The organism is Thiospirochaeta perfilievii, from assembly GCF_008329945.1.
Lineage (GTDB): Bacteria > Spirochaetota > Spirochaetia > DSM-2461 > DSM-2461 > Thiospirochaeta > Thiospirochaeta perfilievii.
The window spans coordinates 2792880-2811301 of record NZ_CP035807.1; the positions used below are offsets into that span (position 1 = coordinate 2792880).

At 34.9% G+C, this 18422-nt stretch carries 16 protein-coding genes and 1 tRNA gene; 10 read left to right on the top strand and 7 right to left on the bottom strand.

The features are described from left to right. The first annotated feature begins 79 nt into the window (after positions 1 to 79). The 6 genes from recO (at position 80) to EW093_RS12845 (ending at position 7533) form a co-directional block, all read left to right on the top strand. Positions 80 to 814, top strand: coding sequence for a DNA repair protein RecO (gene recO / locus EW093_RS12820; RefSeq protein WP_149568796.1), 735 nt, complete (start codon positions 80 to 82; stop codon positions 812 to 814). 3 nt (positions 815 to 817) lie between these two features. Then, positions 818 to 2920 (top strand): single-stranded-DNA-specific exonuclease RecJ, encoded by a 2103-nt coding sequence (recJ, locus tag EW093_RS12825; protein ID WP_149568797.1) that lies wholly within the window; start codon positions 818 to 820, stop codon positions 2918 to 2920. Next, a complete protein-coding gene (locus tag EW093_RS12830; RefSeq protein ID WP_149568798.1) occupies positions 2917 to 3864 on the top strand; it encodes a M23 family metallopeptidase in 948 nt (315 codons plus the stop codon). The genes recJ and EW093_RS12830 overlap by 4 nt, the downstream gene beginning before the upstream one ends. Before the next feature lie 5 nt (positions 3865 to 3869). Continuing rightward, complete coding sequence (gene rpsU / locus EW093_RS12835; protein ID WP_149569615.1) at positions 3870 to 4079, top strand: 30S ribosomal protein S21; 210 nt, start codon at positions 3870 to 3872, stop codon at positions 4077 to 4079. An 86-nt stretch (positions 4080 to 4165) separates the two neighbouring features. Continuing rightward, positions 4166 to 4552, top strand: coding sequence for a rhodanese-like domain-containing protein (locus EW093_RS12840; protein WP_149568799.1), 387 nt, complete (start codon positions 4166 to 4168; stop codon positions 4550 to 4552). Between the two features lie 17 nt (positions 4553 to 4569). Then, on the top strand, positions 4570 to 7533 hold the full coding sequence (locus EW093_RS12845; protein ID WP_149568800.1) for an insulinase family protein: 2964 nt from the start codon (positions 4570 to 4572) through the stop codon (positions 7531 to 7533). Here EW093_RS12845 and EW093_RS12850 read toward each other — a convergent pair. Continuing rightward, positions 7522 to 8697 carry a lipoprotein N-acyltransferase Lnb domain-containing protein gene (locus EW093_RS12850; RefSeq protein ID WP_187759706.1) on the bottom strand — a complete coding sequence of 392 codons (1176 nt, stop codon included), beginning with the start codon at positions 8695 to 8697 and terminating at the stop codon, positions 7522 to 7524. The genes EW093_RS12845 and EW093_RS12850 overlap by 12 nt on opposite strands. A 131-nt stretch (positions 8698 to 8828) precedes the next feature. Here EW093_RS12850 and EW093_RS12855 point away from each other — a divergent pair, with 131 nt between their 5' ends. Continuing rightward, a complete protein-coding gene (locus EW093_RS12855; protein WP_149568802.1) occupies positions 8829 to 9014 on the top strand; it encodes a hypothetical protein in 186 nt (61 codons plus the stop codon). Between the two features lie 75 nt (positions 9015 to 9089). On the opposite strand, the gene EW093_RS12860 is transcribed toward EW093_RS12855, so the two are convergent. The 6 genes from EW093_RS12860 to EW093_RS12885 form a co-directional block, all read right to left on the bottom strand. Then, the gene (locus EW093_RS12860; protein ID WP_149568803.1) at positions 9090 to 9797 is read right to left on the bottom strand and encodes a pentapeptide repeat-containing protein; all 708 of its coding nucleotides are present in this window, start codon (positions 9795 to 9797) and stop codon (positions 9090 to 9092) included. Between the two features lie 65 nt (positions 9798 to 9862). Then, positions 9863 to 10111: a TM1266 family iron-only hydrogenase system putative regulator gene (locus EW093_RS12865; RefSeq protein ID WP_149568804.1), complete on the bottom strand. Its 249-nt coding sequence runs from the start codon at positions 10109 to 10111 to the stop codon at positions 9863 to 9865. A 2-nt stretch (positions 10112 to 10113) separates the two neighbouring features. Further along, positions 10114 to 12075 (bottom strand): transketolase, encoded by a 1962-nt coding sequence (gene tkt, locus EW093_RS12870; RefSeq protein WP_246745035.1) that lies wholly within the window; start codon positions 12073 to 12075, stop codon positions 10114 to 10116. Positions 12076 to 12196: 121 nt separating this feature from the next. Beyond that, positions 12197 to 12268: transfer RNA gene (locus EW093_RS12875), tRNA-Cys, on the bottom strand. A 49-nt stretch (positions 12269 to 12317) separates the two neighbouring features. Further along, positions 12318 to 13343 (bottom strand): hypothetical protein, encoded by a 1026-nt coding sequence (locus tag EW093_RS12880; protein ID WP_149568805.1) that lies wholly within the window; start codon positions 13341 to 13343, stop codon positions 12318 to 12320. A 27-nt stretch (positions 13344 to 13370) separates the two neighbouring features. Next, the gene (locus EW093_RS12885) at positions 13371 to 14279 is read right to left on the bottom strand and encodes an alpha/beta fold hydrolase (protein ID WP_149568806.1); all 909 of its coding nucleotides are present in this window, start codon (positions 14277 to 14279) and stop codon (positions 13371 to 13373) included. 108 nt (positions 14280 to 14387) lie between these two features. On the opposite strand from EW093_RS12885, the gene EW093_RS12890 reads away from it, so the two are divergent. The 3 genes from EW093_RS12890 (at position 14388) to EW093_RS12900 (ending at position 18412) form a co-directional block, all read left to right on the top strand. Then, entirely contained in the window at positions 14388 to 15728 is a 1341-nt protein-coding gene (locus EW093_RS12890) for an acetate kinase (protein WP_149568807.1), read from the top strand. 84 nt (positions 15729 to 15812) lie between these two features. Then, positions 15813 to 17219, top strand: coding sequence for a polysaccharide biosynthesis protein (locus EW093_RS12895; protein WP_149568808.1), 1407 nt, complete (start codon positions 15813 to 15815; stop codon positions 17217 to 17219). Further along, complete coding sequence (locus EW093_RS12900) at positions 17210 to 18412, top strand: DegT/DnrJ/EryC1/StrS family aminotransferase (RefSeq protein ID WP_149568809.1); 1203 nt, start codon at positions 17210 to 17212, stop codon at positions 18410 to 18412. The genes EW093_RS12895 and EW093_RS12900 overlap by 10 nt, the downstream gene beginning before the upstream one ends. Positions 18413 to 18422 lie beyond the last annotated feature (10 nt).

The following is an 18422-nucleotide window of genomic DNA, read 5'->3' on the forward strand; positions in this document are numbered from 1 at the left end:
TTATCCAATTTTCTTTCCTTATTACTCTTTTATATCTTATTATAAATCTATAAATAAAAAGGGCTAACAGCAAGGATAAATGGAAAGAAATATTAAAATCGACTGTATAACACTAAAAAAACTCCAATTAGGGGAGAATAATATAGGAGTTTCCCTTTTAACATCGGATAATGAAGTTCTTTTTGTTATGGCTTTTGGAGCAATGAAACCGAAGAGTAAGTTATTTTCAGGGGTTAACCCCTTTGTAGAGGCTAGTTGGGACCTCTATTATGATCCTGTTAAGGAGTATTACAGGGCTAAGGAAGTTGTTGTTAATAATTTTAATCAGGAGATACAGCTCTCCCTAGAGAGTTATTATACAGCCTCTCTGTTTTTAGAGATAATTTTAAAAAGTCAGGGAAGTGACGGAGTCTATCCTATTTTAAAGCAGTGTCTCTACTATCTATCTAAGGGGGAGAATAGTAAAACTGTTTTAATTCAGTTTCTATTAAGGGTTTTCCTTGAGCAGGGTCTACTTCCCTCATTTAATAGCTGTTCTAACTGTTACACCCAGATTGAAAAAGAGTCTCTATTCTACCCTGGGGATTATGAACTACACTGTTGTAGGTGTAACAGTAGCAGAAAAGCTTTAGAGTTAAACCCAGGGATACTTCGTTACTGTATAAATACTCCCACCCTAGATTTTAATAAAGCACTTAGAATTGGTTTAGGGCAGGACTCTTTAGAACTATTAAAAAAATACCTTTTAGAATTAATAAAAAATTATACCGGAGGAAAGCTTTTGACTTTAAATTCCTCAAATGGTTTAATATAGCCCATGATTTGGGAAAAAACAGAAGTAGAGCCAACAATAGTTAGAGCTCTTAGTGAAAAGTACGGAATAGATACCCTATTGTCATCAATATTTGTAAGAAGGGGGATAACAGCCCCTAATGATATAAAGTTCTTCTTAGAGAAGGATACAAGATTTTTACACAACCCTTTTCTTTTTAAGGATATGGAAGATGTTATAGATCGACTTCATCTTGCAAAGGAAGAGGGTGAGAAGGTCCTTGTTTTTGGTGATAAGGATGTTGATGGGGTTACAAGTAGTGTAATACTCTACGAAAGCCTAGGTATATTAGATTTAGATTTAACTATTACTGTTCCCACAGGAAGTGATAGTTATGGACTCTCTGTAAAAGTTGTAGATGAGGCATACAATAAGGATATCTCTTTAATTATAACAGTAGATTGTGGAATATCCGCATTTGATGCAATTAATAGGGCTAAAGAGCTTGGGATATCTATAATTGTTATTGATCATCATAATCCAAGGGATGGTGAACTCCCTAATGCGGACTTTATAATTAATCCAAAGGTTCTTGGTTCAGGATACCCATTTAGTGGTCTTGCAGCCTGTGGAGTTGTATCTAAGGTTGTATGGGCTCTATGTTTCTCTTTAATAGACTCTATATATAAGTCACCTATATGTTTTTTACATGGTGAAGATAGAAATGGTGATATCGAGTTTAGTGCTGTAAAACTACACAACCTGGTAGAAACTAATAGGTTAGTTAGTAATGATAAGGAAGAGTTAATCGATTTCCTTAGGGGGGAGCAGATCCTTGTCTATGGAGAAAAGTTTCAAAAATCACTTTTTAATAAAGTCTTTGGGACAGCAGTTGAAATACATTTTTTAGATATTGAACCTGAGATACACAGAGTTTTAAGGGGTATTGTAGGGCGAAGTTTACAGGAGTTAACCTCCCTAAGTAAAATGAGACTATATAGTGATTTAGAGTTTAGACAGATAGATTTAATAATAAGCCTTTTTACTACTTATATTGATAGAAGATATATGGATAACTTTGAACCATTTATTAAAACCCTAGATTTAGTAGCACTTGGAACAGTTGCCGACTTAATGCCCCTAAAGGGAGAGAATCGAATCCTTGTAAATAAAGGGATGGATATTTTGTCAAAAACAAAGCGGGAGGGTCTTCTTGCTGTAATGTTAAAGCAGGGGCTACTTGGTAGGGATTTAAATAGTAAGGATATATCCTGGGGTTTAGCACCTATTATAAACTCCGCAGGAAGAATGAAGAAAGCAGATATTGCTGTTGAAGTACTTTTAAATAGAGATTCAAACCAAAAAAACAGGTTAGCCCTTGAACTTTTGGCACTAAATAAGGAGAGAAAATCAATTTCCGACTCTATTTGGAGTGACGTTTATGGGGAGCTGCACTCGGTATATGAGGAGTTTAATAATAAGCTTATAGTTTTATACCATAAAAATATGTTTAAAGGTGTTACAGGTATTATAGCATCAAGAGCCCAGTCCATTTTTAATGTTCCGTCCATTATATTGGCAAAAGAGGATGATGAGTTAACAGGCTCTATTAGATCTCCAGGTAATTTAGATATAAACCAGTTTTTCCAAGGCTTAGGGGATATTCTACTAGAGTGGGGTGGCCATAAGTGTGCTGCAGGTTTTAAATTAAAATATAGTGACCTCTCTAAATTTCTAAGTAGAGTAAAAAAACTACTATCTAGTGGAAAAATTATTACTAAGTTAAACTTAAAGTCTGACAAACTAAAAATTGATGCATTTATACCCTCAGACTACCTGTCTCCGGATATTATTAAGATAAATGACTATTTTGAACCCTATGGAGAAGCCAATAAACCCCTTGTTTTTGGAACAAAGAGGGTAAAAATAGTAGATATTAATTTTATGGGTAAGATGGAGAAAAAACACTTAAAATTACTATTTGAGATTGGTAATTATAAGTGGCCAGGAATATTTTGGAATAGCGCAGAGAGGGTAGGAGTAGAGTTTACTAAGGATGATATTGTTGATATTGCCTATAGGGTCGAAAAGAATTTCTACGGTGGAAACGAGACACTTCAGCTAAATATTATGGATATTATAAAATGAGAAAACTACTATTTTTAACTCTATTGCTTATTGCTTTAACTATTGGAGCTAATGAGTTCTATATGAATGACAGTGTTGTTCAAGGGGAGGTCTTAACCCTTGTTATATCCCCAGTTGAAGAGAGTCTCGATTATATTTTTGAGCTTTTTGATTTTAAAGGTAGTAAAATAGTAACTATTAGTGGTTTTAACTACTACTACTATGAAAATATGACATCCATGGTTTTAGGTTTAATGGGTATCCCATCTAATTTACCCCCTGGGGAGTATAAGGTTAAGGCTACGGGTAGGGGACTTTTAAATACCTATTTTTTTGAAAGGCCCCTATATATAGAGTCTGGAGAGTATCCTACTAGTGAGCTAATAGCCAATGAAAAAATGGACTCAATTATAAATACCCCACTAGATGATGAAAGAATTGAACAGTCAAAAAGATTATGGGATGCTATATCAACATTCTCTCCCTACATTTTACATGAGGATGGACCCCTAATAAAACCAGTAAAGGGCAGGCATTCATCCCCCTTTGGTTATACAAGGTTTACTAAGTTCCCTAGTGGAAGGGATAGTAGTTCTGTCCATAAAGGGGAGGATTTAGCAGCCGATATTGGAACCCCTGTTCTAAGTGACGGAAGGGGTAGAGTACTACTCTCGGAGAGTCGAGTTGTAACAGGGAATACAGTTGTAGTTGAGCACCTACCTGGGGTGGTTTCAATCTACTATCATATGGATAGTTTAGTGGTCGAGAGGGGGGATTACCTTGAAAAAGGGGATAAAATTGGAGAGGTTGGTTCAACAGGATATTCCACCGGTCCCCACCTACATTGGGAGTTAAGATTTGGTACAGTTCCTGTAAATCCAATGGTCTACTTATCTAAGCCACTCCTTGACAAATCTCTTATAATGACTATGATTAGTGAAGCAAATAATAAAAAAGGGGGGTGATTTCTATCGCCAACATTAGGGTTCATGACGATGAGTTATTGGAAAAAGCTTTAAAGCGTTTCAAAAGACTTGTTGAGAAAGAAGGTATTGTTCGAGAATATAAACGTCGAGAATACTTTGAAAAACCTTCTACGATTAACCATCGAAAACGAAAAGCTCTTGTTCGAAAGCAAGCTAAAAAGCTTAGAAAGATACAGGGCAACAAGAATTATTAATATATGATAATTACTTGAGAAGAGGCTGTTCAGTTTTTAACTGTTACAGTCTTTTTTTTTAAACAATTTTGTGATAAAATATCTTCATGTCAACAGCCATTGAGAGGATATCCAAAAAAATTACCTCATTATTTATAAAAACAGAGTATTTCGAAACAGGGTTTTGTGATGAAAAATACAGTGATCCTAAAAATCTACTAAATCTTATAGAGTCTGATAATATAGACTACTGCCTTGTTGATTCCAGGGATAAACGGGATTATGAGAAAGGGCATATTAAAACTGCAAAAAATGTTCCATACTATCTAATTGAGGGTAATTTGCCTTCAGAGAATTTATTTACAATAATAATTGTGTATGGTTATAGCAAAAGGTCTAGTATTAAGGCTGCAGAGGTTTTAAATGAACTTGGCTATTTTAATGTTGTACCATTTGGTCCATATTCTAAATGGACTAATTTTATTGGCAACTAATAAAACGAGGTAAAAAAATGAAAAATATAAATATTAACGTAGGAAATAAAATCCACGGTTTTAAACTGATAAATAAGTATGAATTAGAAGAGTATCGAAGTTTAGGGCTAGAGTTTATTCACGAAAAAACTGGCATGAAACTCTTTCATATATATAATGATGATGTGGAGAATACTTTTTCGTTCTCCTTTAATACTCCGGTTACAAGTAGTAATGGAATTCCCCATATTATTGAGCATTCGGTTCTAAGTGGTTCAAAAAAGTATAACTTAAAAGACCCATTCCAGGCTATGATGACAGGTAGTGTTAACACCTTTTTAAACGCCTATACATTCCCGGATAAGACATCCTATCCAGCCTCTTCTGTTTTAGAGAAGGACTTTTTCAATTTAATGTCTGTATATGGAGATGCTGTATTTTTTCCAAGACTTAGTAAGTTTACATTTTTACAAGAGGGGTGGAGACTCTGTGTTAATGATAATGATGAACTTTACTACTCTGGTGTTGTATATAATGAGATGAAGGGAGTATATAGTTCCCATGATTCAGTAGTTGCAGATATGTCTGTAAAATCAGTATTTAGTCAAGGACCATACACCTTCGATTCTGGTGGTGACCCCCAATATATTCCTAATCTAACATTTAAGGAGTTTAAAGATTTCCATAAAAAATGGTATAAACCCTCAAACTGTTATGTCTATCTATATGGTAATATATTAACAGAAAAGAGCCTTAAGTTTTTAGATGAAACCTTCCTATCCAAGTTTGATCAGGCTAAATTAAACTTAAACGATACGGGAGTAACCCAAAGTTGTGAGGTTTGGGATAGCCCTAGGGAGTTTTTTACATATACTCCAGCACTAGAGGGTGAAAACAGTAAGGGAGACCTACTTCTTAGTTGGAAACTCTTTAATCACGAAAATCCTGAGGATGGCTTAACCCTGGAGTTAATTAATAAAATTCTATTAGGTAGTAGTGCTTCTCCTCTTAAAAAAGCACTTACAGATAGTGACTCCTGGGATGATCTCTCATCCTCTTCAGGTAGTGAGAGTGAACTGTGTAACTACGTATACACAGTAGGGGTTAGGGGAGCTTCTAAAAATAAGTTTAAAGAGTTTAAAGAGCTGGTTTTTAAAACCCTTAAGCAAATTGTAACAGACGGAATCGACCCTGAACTTCTAGAGGGAGCTTTAAGGGAGCTTGAGTTTCGAAATAGGGAAATCCAAGGCTCTTTAGGTCTAAGATTAATGAGAAAGTCTATTAGAGGGTGGTTACACGGCTACTCTCCTATTCAAACATTGGAGTTTGAAAAGTGGATGAGTAATATTCGTAACAAGTGTCAAAAATCTGGCTACCTAGAGGGTTTAATAGAAAAATTCTTTATTAAAAATAACCACAGAGCTGAAATAGTTGTTGAACCATCCTATAAAGAGGGATTAAGACAGAAAGAGAGCTTGGAGAAAAAACTTCGTCTTATTAAAGAGAGTCTAGATCAAAAGGATATTGATTTAATTAAAAGGGAGAATAGGGAGCTAGAGGAGTATCAAAACAGACCAGACTCAACAGAAGATATTAACTCTCTACCTAGATTAGAGCGAGGAGATATCCCTATAGAAGTAAATAAAATTGATACTGTTAAGTTAGAACTAAATGGATATGATTATTATAAAACAGACCTATATACCAATGGAATATTGTACTTTGGTATCGGTTTTAATATGGAGTATTTAGATAAGTTCTTTTTTCAATATCTATTAATATTCTCTAGAATGTTTACAAACGCAGGCTTTAAAGATAAAAAATATGATGAAGTCTCGAAACTAGTATCCCTTAACTTTGGAGGTTTAGGTTCATCTATTGAGACATCAAATACCCTAAAGGATAGAAAGCCAAACTTCTATATTGAAAATTTCTATATTAGGGCTAAGGTTCTAGAGAGCTCCCTTAATGAGGCTACAAACATTATTATCAATTTTTTAACTAAGGTTGATTTCCATGATTATAAAAGATTAAAAAGTATAATTATAGAGCTTAGAAACGATTTAAAGGCGTCCCTGGTTCCTAATGGTTCTTCCTATGCCGCCCTAAGATCAGCTAGAAAATTTTCCCTTTCATCCTGTAGGGAAGAGAGCTGGTATGGAGTAAGTCAGGCCCAATTTTTAGAACAATTAGTTAATGATATTGATAAAGAAGGGAAACTAGAGGAAGTAGCTACTATTTTAGATGGAATTAAAGGGGAACTTATTACTAAACAGGGGCTGTTTTTTCATAGTTCCGGGGACGAGTCCAATAACCGTAAAATAGAGGACTCTCTTAAAAAGGTTATAGATAGCCTACCAGAGGGAGATAGTTTTTTACATCCAATAGAACACTATGATATAAATGATAATATAGAAGGTTTGGTAGGTAACAGCCAAGTCTCCTACACTGGTCTTACTGTTAAGGGGGCCTTTATTGGAAGTAGGGACTACCCTGCCCAATCTATCCTTTGTTACATTTTAAAAACAGGCTACCTATGGGAGAATGTTAGAATGAAGGGTGGAGCCTACGGTGTCTTTGTCTCACCATCCGGGTTAGATGGTTCAATTACATTTGGTTCATACCGTGACCCTAATATAAAATCAACTATAGACCACTTTAAAAGGAGTTTAGAGTGGGTAGCTGCTGGTAATATTACCCAGGAAGAGATCGACCTAGCCCTAATAAGTGTTGTTGGGAAGGAGCTAAAACCTTTAACCCCTAATGAAAAATCGATAATTGGTGTAAGGCGTAAAATAATTGGAATCTCCGATGATCTAAGGCAGGACAATATTAAAATGTTAATGGGGGTAACAACCCAGGACTTAATGGACTTTGCTGCAGCTGTGTTACATCATTTCCATGAGGGGTCTATTGTTGTTTTATCCTCTAAAGAGTTATTAGAAGAGACCTATAGTGAGTTTCCTGGGCTTGAGTATAACCTTGTAGATCTACCTCAGTAGTTTAAAAGAGGAGTTAACAAGATAGAGTGGGGCTATAAGTGCTATAATCTCACCATTACCCTGGACTATTAAACCAGTAGCCTTTAATACTAACATAAAGGCTATTAGTAGAAGTGTGGAATCTATATATAGGGATGAAATACGATAACCTAGATTTTTGAATCTTTTGGTTAGTTTTAAAACTCCACTAATGAATAGTGATATTGTTAGTGGATTTATCATTATTAAATTCCAGTTATTATGAATGTAGTAGTGTTCTGTGAAAAATGACATAAAAAACAGAAGGGATCCAGCAAGTCCAAATATTAAACCTACTAGAACCTGCATTATATTAGATACTTTTCTAAAACGGGATAAACCAAGGGATATTAGGGCCAAAATTGAACCTATAATTAGGTTTAAGACAACCTTAGGTTTAGCATTAACAATTACAGGGTCCCTACCTTTACTTCGGTTTAAAATTATCTTATCCCTAACCAGGGGTTTTTTCCCTCCATTACCATTGGATATATAGACTTCATCAGCTCTTTTAGCAGTGTAGTCTGGTAGAAACATACTCTCTTTCTGGGTAATATTGTAGTCGACCTTAGATCCTAGAACAAACATAATTAGGGTATTGTATAGGTAGTTACTAGAGACATAATCCCTTGATAAATCCCTAAAACTTCTACCAGTTAGTTTAGATGTACCCTTATAAAACTCACCATCTGTTAAGTTGTCTAAAAAGTCACTCATCTGACTTACACAGTTATTATAATAGTGGTCGTACTGGTAGTATCTATTTTCTGGTTTAACCTCATTTAGGAGTTTCTCTATATAAATATCTACCTGTTTTGGTGTTAAATTTAACTCTTGTAGTATTATATCCCTATTCTCTAGGGTGTATGCTCTAAGTTCGTAGTCAGCGGACTTTCTAAGCTTCAAATATGTCATTATACCCTTTATAAAGTTTGGTACAAACTCATCCTGGGAGAATGAAAAGTTTCCATAATCAAAAAGAAGGTCCTTCTTCTCTGGGTAATCTACAACAATGGCAAAGTGCCCCCATCTTAAAAATATATCATCACCAGGTCCAATAGTTGCAAGATATATTTTTGTCTCACTTGAGTAGAGCTGGGTAAAAGTTGAAAAAAGTAGTAATAATATTAGAATTTTAGATTTCATAAGAAATATTATATAATTAATATTACCCATGTAAACGTTATTTGGTATTATATAAAAAATAATTTTTTTTTATGTACAAATTTAATATAGTTGTGGTATTGTTTGTATATTAAATAGGCAAGGAGATTAAAATGGCTGAAAAAGAGGCATTGGTTGTTGCATCAAAAATTAAAAACTATATTAAAGAAAATGGTGATCTTAAGTGTTCTGCAAAGGTTATTGACGCGTTATCTGATAAGATTAGAGAAATTTTAGATAAAGCTATTGTTGATGCTAAAAATGATAAGCGTAAAACTGTTCAAGAGAGAGATATTTAGTTTTTACGTTGCTGGGAAATAAAAAAATCCGGTTTAAACCGGATTTTTTTTATTTATAACATAGAGTCTAAAACTCTATTCCTTAATATTTATCTCTTTCTCATTAGTAAATATATTTCTATTAAGCCTATCCTTAGCCCTTAGATTTTCCTTTAACTGGGAACTCTTTTTTTCGTGTTCACTTTGTATTCTAGAAACTTTTCTTAGTGTCTCTTCCTGTTTAGCTATTTTCCAAGGGGATAACTTCTTTTTTTCTTCTGTTGTTAACTCTCTTCTCTTAGGTTTAGGTTTTATTTTAGTGGTTTTACTCTTAATAACACCCTTCATATTGGTTTTATTTAGACTTGCTAATTTAAGGTTAGTATTAAGAATATTAGCATTTTCTAAATTAGCACCATCAAGGTTTACACTAGTAAGGTCAGACTCTTTAAAAATTGCCCCTACTGCTTCACACTCCTTTAAACTCGCTTCCTTTAGGTAAGAGTTAGATATAACTGCTTTAGTTAGGTTACAGTGGTCTAGGGTAGCCTTCATAAGTTTTGTTCTCTCTAGGTTTGCCCTTGTTAGATTGCACCCTTCAAGATTAGCACCTACTAGATTAGCACCCTTTAAATTTATCTCTTTTAGATTTAAATAACTAAGATTTATTCCGGTCAGATTGGCTACAAAGTACTTTCCACTTGATTTTACAAAGTTATTCCATTGTGGAATATCATTCTCTCTTATTGCTTTTAATAACAATTTTAACTGTCTTTCATTACCAATGAAATTTTCCTGTTCCAATTCTTCCCTTCCCGATAAATAGTTGTGAGAATATAATAATGATTTACCACTACTAAGGCAATAGTCTAAACCTTACAAAGTCCAGATTTTACATTAACTCCATTAAGTCTACCTAATTTCCCTGTTAGTGCTCCTAGTTCATCTGTTGTTGTTTTAACTATTAGGGTAATAACAGAGATAGAGCCGTCTTCGACGGCTGGTATCCCCATTCTACCCATAATAATATGGGAGTAGGTAGTTAGGATTTTCTGGACTTCGATACCAGTTGTAATCTCTGTATTAATCGTTATACCAACAAATCCATATCTACTCATTATTATAATAATCCTAAAAGTTTTTCTGGTGTTAAGCCAATCTCGTTTGCTACCTGATCACCAGGACCTGAGATTCCAAATCTATCAATACCAAATAGAGCATTATTATCAGTTGCAATACTCTCCCAGCCTGTTGTTACACCAGACTCAGCGGTTACAACCCTAACTCCACTTGGAAGTAGTTTTGTTCTATACTCTAAAGGACTCTGTAAAAACAGCTCCTTAGATAACATAGAGATAACTTTAACTCTCTTTGTTGATAATTTTGCAGCCTCTAGTGCAACGTTTACTTCAGAACCTGTAGCCACAATAATAACTTCCGGGTCTTTAACATCTTTAACAGTGTAGGCACCATTTTTAATGTTCTCCATCCAGTTCTCATCGTCTTTTTTGTAAACAGTAATATTCTGTCTGGTTAGTAGAAGGGATGTTGGTCTTCTTTTTTCTTCTACAGCCATTAACCAAGCAATGTTTGTCTCTTGGGCATCTCCTGGTCTAAAAACCTGCATTCCAGGAATAATTCTAAGGGCTGCGTAGTGTTCAATAGGTTGATGGGTTGGACCATCCTCCCCCACATATATTGAGTCATGGGTTAATACGTATATCCCTGGAAGGTTCATTAAAGAGGCAATTCTCATTGCTGGTCTCATGTAGTCACTAAAAACTAGAAAAGTTGCACAAAAAGCTCTATAACCGTGGAGAACTAATCCGTTAACTACTCCAGCCATGGCATGCTCTCTAACTCCAAAGTGGATGTTTCTTCCTGATCTATTGGAAGATGTATAATACTCCTCTCCCTTTATTACAGAATTGTTACTAGGTCCTAGGTCTGCAGAACCACCAATTAGAGATGGAAAAACCTTTGCTATAGCGTTTAATGCGTTACCTGAGGCACTTCTAGTTGCAACCTTATCACCAATATTATATTCAGGGAACTCTATTTTATCTAAGTTACCCTTTCCATTTTTAAAATTATCCCACTCAATTTTTAGTTCTGGGTTTTTATCTGCCCATAACTTAAAGTTACTATTCCATTCATCCTCGGCTTTAGCCCATTTAGCCCTTTTTTCTTCAAAATAGTTAGTTGCTATAGGGCTAATATAATAGGATGTCTCCAGGTCGATACCTAGGGCTTCCCTTGTTAATTTTATCTCATCTGGGCCAAGTGGTGCTCCATGGGCTCCAGCTGTACCACTCTTATTAGGTGAACCAAAACCAATTTGTGTATTTAATTTAATAAGTGTTGGTTTTTTACTCTCTGCCTTAGCCTGGTTTATTAAGTTGTAAACCTCTTCTAAATTGTGTCCATCACCCTCTAATGTTTGCCAACCATATGCTTCAAATCTCTTTAAAACATCCTCTGTAAAAGTAATATCAGTTGAACCTTCAATTGTAATCTGGTTTGAGTCGTATAAAACTATTAGTTTCCCTAACTCTAGGTTTCCAGCTAAACTTGCAGCCTCTGCTGTAATTCCTTCCATTAAACACCCATCCCCAGATAAGGCGTATGTATAGTGATCAACAATTTTAAACTCATCAGTATTAAATTTCTTTGCCATCATAGTCTCGGCCATTGCCATTCCTACTGCATTGGAAAACCCTGCTCCAAGGGGACCTGTTGTTGTTTCAACCCCGTCTGTATGACCATACTCTGGGTGTCCTGGAGTTAATGAGTTTAACTGTCTAAAGTTTTTTATATCATCTAAGGATAGTTTATATCCTGTTAAGTGAAGTAGTGAGTATAAAAGCATGGAACCATGTCCAGCTGATAATACAAATCTATCCCTATCATCCCAGCTACTATTTGCTGGATTGTGTTTTAATATCTCTCCAAAAAGAACAGATCCCATATCCGCACAACCTAAAGGTAGTCCTGGATGTCCTGAGTTTGCATCCTGTATAGCATCCATTGAGAGTGCTCTGACAGATAACGCCGAGGCTTTTAGCCCATCTAAATTAATCATACTTTCTCCTAAAATAAGTTGGGTTTATTATGATAAATCTACAGGTTTAAGTAAAGGGAAATTGACATAAAATAGAATTAGAAAAAAAAAGAGATAAAGAACATGTCTTTATCTCTTAAAGAGGCGCCGACCGGATTCGAACCGGTGAATGATAGTTTTGCAGACTACTCCCTTACCACTTGGGTACAGCGCCATTTGATTGCTTGGACAATATAGCAAATTCATTTTTTTTTGTCTAGTGTTTAAAGGGACAATGAACCATTTATCTCCCATCTATTAAATAATGAGCTAATAGGTGTAGTAAATTTAAGGTTAAATGACCACTCTTTTCTACTATATTCCAGTTTAGATACAAAAACTCTATTAACCCTATCCTCATAACTAATTTTAAACTGATTCTCAAATTGTAAATCTTTACTTATTTTTAAAGTAGTTATTAGGTTTAGATAGTATAGGGGAGTGTTTATATAACGTAGCCTTAGACTTAAACTACTACTAAATCTATTTAAATCTAGTTTCAAACTATCCTCAATAGTGTACTCTCTTCCCTTTTTGCTTCTTATTTGTAATTTTGTATAGTGGGTAAGGTTTGATATGTTAAAAAGTAGCTTTATACTGTTTAATCTTTCATAATTGCTATTTGTTAGGGTTAAATAATTAACGTAAGTAAGCTCTTTATAATAATCTTTATACTCTACCTCAGTTTTAACTTTCATAGAGTTTTCTAGCTCTATAAGCTCTGGAGTTATGTAGTTATTTCTATAATCAAACATTGAGCTTAATTCTAGCTCTCTTATTTTAAAACCGTAAAATAGAAGAAGCCTCTCTCCACTTATATAACTATTAGAGAATAGTTTTGTAAACATTAACTGTAGGGTGTTTACACCATCTCTTTTTAATACTATTCCGTGGTGTACCATGTTATCCTTCTTATCTTCGCTATTTGAGTAGATATTAAAAAATCTAAACTCTATATCTTCTAAACTCTTAAGGAATTCCACTGTATATATAAATCTATTATCCCTTTTTTTTAACTCAAGGGAGATAGTGTTTACAGGGTAAAAAATTAGGTCTAATAGGTCTGGGTCTGGATACTCTTTATTGGGTTTTAGGTTGTTGAGGGTTAAAATAGACTTATCAAAAAGGGTTGAATATATAAAAGCTCTATATCCTGTACTATTTATTACTCCGTACTGGGCAGCAGGGGGTGTGGCAGAAAATAGAGGAAAAAAAAGAAGTATAAAGATTGTTAATAATAATATCTTCATACTTCTCTATAACAAAGTTAATTATATCTACTTCAAAAAGAAGTTAGAAAACTCCTTAAATACTTCGACTTTATTAGTTTCGTTAACACTTTCGTGTCTTCCTCCCTGGTTAATTTTCATCTGAACATTTAAACCCAAATCTTTATATAGTTTAAAAACTTTTTTCACTCCAGAGGCATTTTTTCCTCCAACAGGGTCCATGTCACCGGAGTAGAGGAGAATTTCAAGGTTTTTATCTATCTTTTTCATAGATCTTTTAGAGCATGCAACAGCTACTATCCTAAAAAAGTCTTTATAAAACTTATTTGTACAGATAAATCCACAATTGCTATCATTTATATATTTAGCAACCTCTAATGGGTCTCTAGATAACCAATCAAAGGATGTTGTTGGGTTTTTAATTGCTGCAGCAAATGGCTCATTTACCATTTTATCAAGTAGGACCGCATCTGCTCCTGTGCCCTTAAATTTACATATTATACCCGCTAATAGGGATGCAGATCTGGCTTTTAAAACAGGCTCAAAACCGGTTCCTGAAAGTATTAATCTATTAACTGGTAATTGGTAACTCTGTAATAACGCCCTAGTTACATAGGAACCCATACTGTGGGCTAGGTAGTTAATTTTTAGCTCAGGATGATTCTTTTCTACAAAATAAAAAAACTCACTCTGATCCTTAATAACTCTTTTAAAGCTATCGTTATATGTAAATATCCCCTTTTTCCCAGAGGTTTTTCCATGACCTCTTTGGTCTGTTCCATATACGATTAACCCTAACTCATTCAAATAACAGGCTAACTCATCATATCTTTCAATGTGCTCAGCCATCCCGTGAACAATTATCACAACCCCTTTAGGGCTTTCCACACGATCCCATTTTTTATACGCCAGGGAGTGTCCATCATCTACTTTAAAAAAGCTATAATCTAAATTCATACTTAATATTATAGCTTATTTACAAAAATATTAAAGATTAATATTGCACAAATATTTCAACATGTTAATATAATAACTTCGAGTATTATAAGACTGGGGGGTCTATTTATGATAATTTTAACACTAAACTGCGGTAGTTCATCGGCCAAGTACCAGGTATTTGACTGGGATAAAAGAGAGGCTATCTGCGTTGGTCTAGTTGAGAGAATAGGTGAAGATGTATCACATATTGAGAACGAATCTAAGGATAAAGAAGTTTATGATGCTCAAGAGTATTTTCCTACACATAAGGAAGCTGTTGAGTTTATCTTAAAAATAATTACAGATGAAACCTATGGTTGTATCCAAAGTAGGGATGATATTAAAGCTGTTGGACATAGAATCGTTCATGGTGGAGAGACATTTACAAAATCTGTAGTTGTTACAGATGCTGTTTTAAAAGATATCGAAGATAATATTCCTTTAGCTCCACTACACAATCCAGGGCACTTAATGGGAATTAAAGCTACAATGGATGTTTTACCAAAAGTACCTAATGTAACTGTTATGGATACAGCTTGGCACCAAACTATGCCGGAGAAAGCTTTTAGATACGCTGTTCCTAAACAGTGGTATACAGACCATAAAGTTAGAAAATATGGTTTCCATGGTACAAGCTTTTTATATACAACTAAACGGGCTGCAGCACTTTTAGGTAAGGATCCAAAGGATGTTAACCTAATTATTGCCCACGTTGGTAATGGGGCAAGTATGTGTGCTGTTAAAAACGGAGTTTGTTACGATACAACTATGGGTTTAACTCCATTAGATGGTTTAGTAATGGGTTCAAGAAGTGGAACATTAGATCCAGCTGTTATTAGATACATGGCACATAAAGAGAGTATGACTGTAGATGAAGTTGATACAGCTTTAAATAAAAAATCTGGACTTTTAGGTGTAACAGGTAAGTATATTGATAGAAGAGATGTACTTAAAGGTGCTCTAGAAGGGGACAAAGACTGTATCTTGGCAAATGATATGGAGTGTTACAGAATCAAAAAATATATTGGTTCATTTGTTGCAGCACTTGGTAGAGTTGATGCTGTTATCTTTACAGCTGGTGTTGGAGAGATGGCCCGTCACGTTAGAAAGGGTGCCTTAGAGGGTCTAGAAGTTATGGGTATTAAAATGGATGAGAGAAGAAATGAATTATCCTTTACTCAAAGGGCTGAAACAATAATTTCAGCAGATGACTCTCCAACTAAGATCTTTGTAATACCAACAGATGAAGAGCTAGTAATGGCAGAGGATACTGTTGCCCTACTTAATGGTAACTACGATGTACATACAAATTTTGAGTATAGCTTCCAAAAGCCGGACTATGTAAATAAATCAAGAGCAATTGCCCTTGAGAAACAACTAATTGATAGACCAGAGTTAAAAGAAGTTATTGTTACTCCAAAAATGTAGTAAAATATATAATTTTTAACATATAGACCAGGTAAATTACTGCTTTTACTTGGTCTTTTTTATTTATAAGAGTATTATATTTGTATGATTAATATCCTAATAATTGGTGCCGGGGAAGCTGGACAAACTGTATTAAAAGAGATTCTGGAAAACAGAACATTAAATAGACGTTTTAACGTTGTTGGTTTTATAGATGATAAAAAGGATAGTGTAGAGGGTTATTCGGTCTTATCTTCCATCGATAACGTAAGTACAGTTATTAAAAGTTACAATATTCAGGAAGTCATTATAGCAATACCCTCGGCAAAACGTGGAGTTATAGAGAGAATAATATCCTCCCTTAACGACTGTGATGTTACTATAAAAATTGTTCCAGGTGTAATGGATATTATAAACGGACACTTTAATATTAATCAGATTAGGGATATTGAGATTACAGACCTTCTAGGCCGGGAAGAGATAGGGTTTGATGAAGAGGAACTTATTCTTCAATATAGGGATCAGGTAGTTTTAGTCACCGGAGGTGGTGGTTCTATTGGTCTCGAAATAATTAAACAGCTACTTTTACTGCCTACTAAAAAGGTTATAGCCCTAGGCCATGGGGAGAACTCTATATATGATCTAATAGGAAAATTTGGTACAGACCCAAGATTTGACTATATAATTGGAGATGTAAAGGATTATAGTAAACTGATCCATGAGTTTAATAGGTTTAAACCAGACAGGGTCTTCCATGCTGCTGCCCATAAACATGTACCTTTAATGGAAAAGTTCCCTGATGAGGCTGTAAAAAATAACATTATAGGCACTTATAACTGTGCAAAGGCATCTATTGCATCTGGAGTTAAAAGGTTTAACCTGGTCTCAACTGATAAGGCGGTAAACCCTACATCTGTTATGGGGACTACAAAGAGAATTGGAGAGATGATAATACACTCATTAAACTCAATTCAGACCGGTTGTAAGCTCTCCTTTACCAGGTTTGGAAATGTTTTAGGCTCAAAGGGTAGTGTTGTTCCACTTTTTAAAAAACAGATAAATAATGGTGGGCCATTAACTGTAACCCACCCGGATATAACACGGTATTTTATGTCTATACCAGAAGCCGCAAGGCTTGTTTTAAAGGCTGGTGTTTTAGAGGATGGGGATCTTTTTATTTTAGAGATGGGAGACCCTATTAAAATTACCGATCTTGCAAAAAAAATGATCTCCCTATCAGGTTATGCCCCGGAAGATATTGATATAAAGTATACAGGACTAAGGGCTGGAGAGAAGTTATACGAAGAGTTATTAACTAAAAGTGAAGAGATTGTAGAGACCGGTTACGAGAGACTTCTAGTATCAAAACATAGACAGAAGAACCTAACAGAGGATGAGATCTATCAACTAATAAATAATCTAAAAGAGATATGCGAAACCTACGATAATGACTTAATAAAAAAAGAGTTAAAAATATGGGTAAATGAGTACCAGGAGACAGTTTGTCAATAAAATTTTCACCACCGGATATATCAGAAGAAGAGATTGAGGCTATAACAGAGACCCTAAGGTCGGGATGGATAACAACAGGGCCTAAAACCAGGGAGTTAGAGGAGTTAGTTACAGATTATACTAACTCTAAAGGGGCTGTCTGCCTAAATAGTGCAACAGCGGGAATGGAGATGGTATTAAGACTGTTTGATATAGGCCCCGGGGATGAAGTAATAACAACACCCTATACCTATAGTGCTACTGCTGCTGTTATTCTCCATGTAGGGGCAACACCTGTATTTGCCGATGTAAAAAAAGATAGTTTTATAATAGACCCTAAAGAGATAGAGAGAAAAATAACAAGTAAAACTAAGGCTATAATTCCGGTGGATATTGCTGGATATCCAGCAGATTATGATGAAATATTTAAAATAGTTAGAAATAATAGAGTTTTTAGACCTAAAAAGGGGAGTTATCAAGAAAAATTAGGCAGAATCCTGGTTTTAGCCGATGCAGCCCACTCAATTGGTGCTAAGTATAAGGGAAACTCTATCGGTTCAGTTGCCGACTTCTCATCTTTTAGTTTTCATGCTGTTAAAAACGTAACAACAAGCGAGGGAGGGGTTGTAACCTTTACAAATCTTGATAGCAGGTTAGATACTAATAGTGTCTATAAGGAGCTTAGAACCCTAAGTCTACATGGTCAAAGTAAGGATGCAATTAATAAAATTAAACCAGGAAGTTGGGAGTATGATATTCTATTTCCAGGTTATAAGTGTAATATGACAGATCTAGCAGCCTCTCTAGGTGTAGTTCAGCTTAAACGGTACAGAAGTAGTCTCTCAAACCTTAGGGAGGAGTTTTTTAACCTCTATTCAAAAAAATTAAGTAGGGATAGCAGGTTTATCCTTCCTAAATATATAGATGAAGCAGAGGGGACAAAAAGCTCCTGTCACCTATATCAACTTCGAATAAAAGGTCTAACTGAACAGGAGAGAAATAGAGTTATTCTAGATCTTGCTAATAAAGGGATCCCCCTTAATGTTCACTATAAGCCCCTTCCTCTTTTAACCTGTTATAAGGATCTAGGTTATAAAATGGAGGACTACCCAAATGCCTACAATCAGTATAAAAACCAGGTAACTCTACCACTACATACACTACTTACAAGGGATGATATAGAGCTAATAACAAAAACTTTACTAAGCATTTAGTACTGTACAA

Excerpts from the sequence above, each read along its gene's own strand:
- recO (WP_149568796.1), top strand. The coding sequence starts at position 80 with ATGGAAAGAAATATTAAAATCGACTGTATAACACTAAAAAAACTCCAA.
- recJ (WP_149568797.1), top strand. The coding sequence starts at position 818 with ATGATTTGGGAAAAAACAGAAGTAGAGCCAACAATAGTTAGAGCTCTT.
- EW093_RS12830 (WP_149568798.1), top strand. The coding sequence starts at position 2,917 with ATGAGAAAACTACTATTTTTAACTCTATTGCTTATTGCTTTAACTATT.
- EW093_RS12840 (WP_149568799.1), top strand. The coding sequence starts at position 4,166 with ATGTCAACAGCCATTGAGAGGATATCCAAAAAAATTACCTCATTATTT.
- EW093_RS12845 (WP_149568800.1), top strand. The coding sequence starts at position 4,570 with ATGAAAAATATAAATATTAACGTAGGAAATAAAATCCACGGTTTTAAA.
- EW093_RS12850 (WP_187759706.1), bottom strand. The coding sequence starts at position 8,697 with ATGAAATCTAAAATTCTAATATTATTACTACTTTTTTCAACTTTTACC.
- EW093_RS12855 (WP_149568802.1), top strand. The coding sequence starts at position 8,829 with ATGGCTGAAAAAGAGGCATTGGTTGTTGCATCAAAAATTAAAAACTAT.
- EW093_RS12865 (WP_149568804.1), bottom strand. The coding sequence starts at position 10,111 with ATGAGTAGATATGGATTTGTTGGTATAACGATTAATACAGAGATTACA.
- tkt (WP_246745035.1), bottom strand. The coding sequence starts at position 12,075 with ATGATTAATTTAGATGGGCTAAAAGCCTCGGCGTTATCTGTCAGAGCA.
- EW093_RS12880 (WP_149568805.1), bottom strand. The coding sequence starts at position 13,343 with ATGAAGATATTATTATTAACAATCTTTATACTTCTTTTTTTTCCTCTA.
- EW093_RS12885 (WP_149568806.1), bottom strand. The coding sequence starts at position 14,279 with ATGAATTTAGATTATAGCTTTTTTAAAGTAGATGATGGACACTCCCTG.
- EW093_RS12890 (WP_149568807.1), top strand. The coding sequence starts at position 14,388 with ATGATAATTTTAACACTAAACTGCGGTAGTTCATCGGCCAAGTACCAG.
- EW093_RS12895 (WP_149568808.1), top strand. The coding sequence starts at position 15,813 with ATGATTAATATCCTAATAATTGGTGCCGGGGAAGCTGGACAAACTGTA.